The following is a 4,724-nucleotide window of genomic DNA, read 5'->3' as shown; positions in this document are numbered from 1 at the left end:
TGGGGCGTCGCGGGCAATGTCGTCGCGGCGTGGTTCATCACCATCCCGGCGAGCGCGGTGGTGGCGGCGGTCTTTTACGCGATTACCCGATTGTTCTAGGCTTTTCGGCGGGGCAGGATTGCAAGGCGGCGGCAATCCGGTCGGCTTCGGTTTGGTCTACGCCCGAAATCTGGAGTTCGCCGCCAGAGATCGGCTCGTTGACATGCGGTTCACTCACTACCCTGCCATCGACGCGTATCGGTAAGGGTTTGCCGATGTTGGCGGCAGTGAGCTCCGCCAGTGCCCCGCGAAGCTCGGCAGGAAGCACGATGCTGATGACAGGTGAGCCGCTATAAACGTCGGTACTCACCATCGCCTCGACCGGACCCGAACGGCACAGGTCGAGGTTTCCGATCCAAATACCCTTTTCGGCGGCCGGGCCGGGTTTGGCCACCGTTTGCGCCGTCAGGCTTGCCGGGCCCGACAACAGAGCGGAGGCGAAAAGGATATGGGCCACGTTGGAACGCATCTTTGAACCTTTCGCTGCCGACGGTGCCTGGCCGGCACCGGCGATAGTCGGACCCTGCCGGCTATCATGGCATGACCTCTGTTCGATGTCCCATGAGTAACTTCGAACGGTCAAAGCCGTTCCAATATATGTGTCAGCCCGCGACCACCCCGAACAGATCATGCTCGTCGGCGTCCTCGATCGCAACGTCGACGATATCGCCGGCCTTGAGCGTCGCCGCGACGTCGCGCAGATAGACGTGGCCGTCGATCTCGGGCGCGTCGGCCTGTGAGCGGCCGGTGGCGCCGATGCTGCCATCTTCGTCGGCTTCGCCGACCTCGTCGATGATCACGGGGAGGGTGCGGCCGATCTTGGCCTCCAGCTTCGCGGCGCTGATCGCGGCGGTCTTGTCCATGATGCGCTGGTATCGCTCTTCCTTGAGTTCTTCGGGGACCTGATCGCCCAGTGCATTCGCCTGTGCGCCCGCGACGGGTTCGAATCGGAAGGCGCCGACGCGGTCGAGTTGGGCTTCGTCGAGCCAGTCGAGGAGATATTGGAAATCACCCTCGGTCTCGCCGGGGAAGCCGACGACGAAGCTCGAGCGGATCGCGATGTCGGGGGCGATGGTGCGCCAGTTCTTCAGGCGTTCGAGCACCTTCGCTTCGTTCGCGGGGCGCTTCATGCGCTTGAGCACGCTCGGGCTCGCGTGCTGGAAGGGGATGTCGAGATAGGGCGTGAGCAGCCCCTCGGCCATCAGCGGGATCACCGCATCGACGTGCGGATAGGGGTAGACATAGTGGAGGCGCACCCAGGGGGCGTTGCCTTCGCTGGTCCTCAGCTGGCCGAGTTCGCGCGCGAGGTCGGTCATATGCGCGCGCACCTCGCGGCCGTGCCACGGACGCGGGTCGTGGCGGATGTCGACGCCATAGGCCGAGGTGTCCTGGCTGATCACCAGCAGTTCCTTGGTCCCCGCGGCGACAAGCTTTTCGGCCTCGCGCAGCACCGCGTCGATGCGGCGGCTGACGAGTTTGCCGCGCAGGTCGGGGATGATGCAGAAGGAGCAGCTGTGGTTGCAGCCTTCGCTGATCTTCAAATAGCTGTAGTGGCGCGGGGTGAGCTTCAACCCGCCCTCGGGCACCAGATCGATGAACGGCCCCTGTGTCGGCGGTGCGGCGTCGTGGACGGCGTCGACGACCTGCTCATATTGATGCGCGCCGGTGACCGCGAGGACGTTGGGGAAGCGCGCGCGGATGACCTCGGCTTCATTGCCCATGCAGCCGGTGACGATGACGCGGCCATTCTCGGCCATCGCTTCGCCGATCGCCTCGAGGCTTTCTTCCTTCGCCGAGTCGAGAAAGCCGCAGGTGTTGACGAGCACGACGTCGGCGCCCGCATAATCGGGCGACAGGCCGTAGCCGTCGGCGCGCAGCTTGGTCAGAATCCGTTCGCTATCGACGAGCGCCTTGGGGCAGCCGAGCGAAACCATGCCGACCTTCGGCTGGGTGGGGAGCGTTGTGACTGTCATGATTGGCGGCGCCTTTAGTCGATTTCGCGGCGCTTGTCACGCGCGGCGCGCGCGGGCATGGAGCGCGCGGTTCGGACGAAAGGAAAGCGGTGATGGCGATCGGGGCGTTTGCGGCGATTTCGGCGGCGATGGCGGTCGCGGCGGGCGCGTTCGGCGCGCATGGCGCATCGGGGCCGCAGGAGGCCGAATGGCTGCGCACCGGCGGCGTCTATCAGCTGGTTCACGCGGTCGCGGCGCTCGCGATCATGGGTTTTGCGCGCGGGCCGGCGATCACGCTGCTCGCCGGTGCGGCGATCTTTTCGATCACCCTCTATGCGATGGCGCTGGGCGCGCCGCGCTGGCTCGGCGCGGTGACGCCGATCGGCGGCATGCTGCTGATCGCCGGCTGGCTCTGGGCCGGCTGGCATTACTGGCGGGGTTAACCGGCTTCGCGGGTTTCGCAGTTGACGACCTCGACGATCATGTCGCCCGCCTGCAGCTTGCCCGCTTCGTCTTCCCAGAAACCATAGGGCTTGCCGCCGCGATAGATGCGCAGGCCGCGCCCGCCGCTGGCGAGCCGGTCGAGGCTGCCGCCGACCTCCTCGGCGCGGGCCGGGCGTTCGCGCAGCTGTACCCTGCCGCCGATCGCGGCGAGATCGGCCATATAGTCGGCGACATGCTCGCCCTGCGCCGATCCGGCAAGGAGCAGACCGGTGAAGCTGACCGGATTGATGACGGTCGATGCGCCCGCCTGTCGCGCGAGCAGTTCATTGTCCTGCGCGCGGATGACGACACTGATCGGCACATTCGGGGCGAGATGACGGACGGTAAGCACGATCAGGATCGAACTGTCGTCGCGCCCCGCGGATACGAGGACGGTGCGCGCCTTTGCGATTTGGACGTCGATCAGCGTGTCGTCGTTCGACGCGTCGCCTTGGAGCACGTTGCAGCCCATCGCCTCGGCCGCCTGGATGCGCGGGCTCGACTGGTCGATCACGACGATGCACGCCGGGTCGGTGTCGCGCGCGATGAGTTCGCGAACCGCCTCCGCGCCGCTGGTGCCGTAACCGAGCACGACATAATGATCCGTGAGCTTTGCCTGGATGCGAGCCATACGCCATTTTTCCCATGTGCGCTTGAGGACGAAATTATAGGCGGTGCCGACGAAAATGAAGAGCACCATGATGCGGATCGGGGTGACGATCACCGCCTCGATCAATCGCGAGCGATCGGACACCGGCGCGATGTCGCCGAAACCTGTCGTGGTGACCGAGATCATCGTGAAATAGACGACGTCGAGGAAGCTTATCTGTCCGTCATGGCTGTCCTTCAGCCCCGCGCGGTCGACCCAGTGGACGAGCACGACGATCGCGATCAGGAAGAAGGCGACGCCGAGGCGCGTGATGACGTCGGCCCAGATCGGCCAGTTGCTCGCGCGCTTCAGCGGGCGAAAGATGTGCGGCATTTTCAGCTTGTCGGATGGCCGACGGCTCATCGGGGCGGCAACTGCTTCATCGGATCGACTGGTATGCGATTTTTGCGCAGCTGGAAATGGAGTTGCGATGTCTGCACCTGTCCGGTCGCGCCGGCGCGGCCGATGACGTCGCCCATGTGCACGCGCTGGCCGCGTTTCACATCGATCCGTCCGACGTGGCCATAGGCGCTGACCCAGCCGCCGCCATGGTTGATCAGGATCAGCCCGCCATAAACGCCGATCTGGCCGCCGGCATAGGCGACGACGCCGCCCGCAGTGGCGCGGATCGGGGTGCCTGCGGCGGCGGCGATGTTGATGCCGTCGCTGACCTTGCCCGGCGCGATCGGACCGAAGCGCGCCAATATCGGCCCGCCCAGCGGCCATTCGAAGCGGCCCGCGAACGCTGCGGGGTCGGCGATCGCGGTGGTCACCGGCTGGCGCGGCGTCGCCGTGCCCGCGGTCGGCCTGGCCGCTTCGGCGAGCGCAGGCTGGCTGCCGGTCAGGATGTCGTCGATGTCGAGGCGGAAGGCGGCAGCGCGTGCGCCGACATGGACCGGACCCGGCGGCTGCGCCCGCGCGTCGGCGGGCAGGCGGAGCCGCTGGCCGACCCGCAGGATATAGGGTTCGGACAGCATGTTGATCGTGATGATCTCGCCCCAGTCGACGTCATAGGCCGCGGCGATGCCGATTCCCGTCTCGCCTGCGCCGACGCGGTGATAGAGACCGGCGGGGATGCGAAGCTCCTGGCCGAAGCGGAGCGTATAGGGCGGCACGAGGTCGTTCTCGATCGCGAGCGCCCCGGACCCTGCGCCGGTCTTCTCGCCGGCCACGCGGAGCGTGTCGCCGGGGCGGACCGAATAGACGCCCGCATTCACGCGGACCGCGTTGATTGTGACCGATTTGAGCGTCCAGGTCGGACGTTCGTAGACGCTTGTCGCTTCGCCGGGCGGGCGGCGTTCGAAGTCCGGTGCCGGAGCGGGCCGCGAAGCCGGTCCGGGTGTCGCCGGAATGCAGCCGGCGAGCGATGCGGCGCCCAGCAAGGCCGCGATATGATGTCTGAAATCCCCCATGCGGTCCCTTTGCCAAAGCAAAGGCGCGGTGGCTAGACTTCTGTCTCATGATGAGACGGAATTTGGATTTTAGCCGCCGTAGGCTCCGCGCAATGCGGCAAGCGACGCATCATGCGTCAGGTCGAGCTGGAGCGGGGTGACCGAGATATATTTGTCGTCGATCGCCTCGAGGTCGCTGTCGTGACCGAG

5 protein-coding genes and 1 pseudogene are annotated in these 4,724 nt (G+C 66.2%); 1 reads left to right on the top strand and 5 read right to left on the bottom strand.

All coding sequences use genetic code 11. The annotated features are described in order from the left end of the window. Nucleotides 1–82: 82 nt before the first annotated feature. Entirely contained in the window at nucleotides 83–508 is a 426-nt protein-coding gene (locus VJ811_RS06220) for a SecDF P1 head subdomain-containing protein (protein ID WP_324071396.1), read from the bottom strand. Between the two features lie 133 nt (nucleotides 509–641). Beyond that, entirely contained in the window at nucleotides 642–2,012 is a 1,371-nt protein-coding gene (gene rimO, locus VJ811_RS06215; protein ID WP_324071395.1) for a 30S ribosomal protein S12 methylthiotransferase RimO, read from the bottom strand. Nucleotides 2,013–2,104: 92 nt separating this feature from the next. On the opposite strand from rimO, the gene VJ811_RS06210 reads away from it, so the two are divergent. Continuing rightward, nucleotides 2,105–2,434: a DUF423 domain-containing protein gene (locus tag VJ811_RS06210; RefSeq protein WP_324071394.1), complete on the top strand. Its 330-nt coding sequence runs from the start codon at nucleotides 2,105–2,107 to the stop codon at nucleotides 2,432–2,434. Here the strand turns inward: VJ811_RS06210 and VJ811_RS06205 are convergent. From VJ811_RS06205 to VJ811_RS06195, 3 genes and pseudogenes are all read right to left on the bottom strand, one after another. Next, a complete protein-coding gene (locus VJ811_RS06205; RefSeq protein ID WP_324071393.1) occupies nucleotides 2,431–3,486 on the bottom strand; it encodes a potassium channel family protein in 1,056 nt (351 codons plus the stop codon). The genes VJ811_RS06210 and VJ811_RS06205 overlap by 4 nt on opposite strands. Then, the gene (locus tag VJ811_RS06200) at nucleotides 3,483–4,535 is read right to left on the bottom strand and encodes a LysM peptidoglycan-binding domain-containing M23 family metallopeptidase (RefSeq protein WP_324071392.1); all 1,053 of its coding nucleotides are present in this window, start codon (nucleotides 4,533–4,535) and stop codon (nucleotides 3,483–3,485) included. The genes VJ811_RS06205 and VJ811_RS06200 overlap by 4 nt, the downstream gene beginning before the upstream one ends. Nucleotides 4,536–4,604: 69 nt before the next feature. Then, nucleotides 4,605–4,724: pseudogene (locus VJ811_RS06195) on the bottom strand (5'/3'-nucleotidase SurE); the annotation flags it as partial.

This window comes from Sphingopyxis sp. (genome assembly GCF_035250425.1).
Taxonomy (GTDB): Bacteria; Pseudomonadota; Alphaproteobacteria; order Sphingomonadales; family Sphingomonadaceae; genus Sphingopyxis.
The sequence above is the reverse complement of the archived record's forward strand: the minus strand, read 5'-3'. Positions and strand labels throughout refer to the sequence as shown.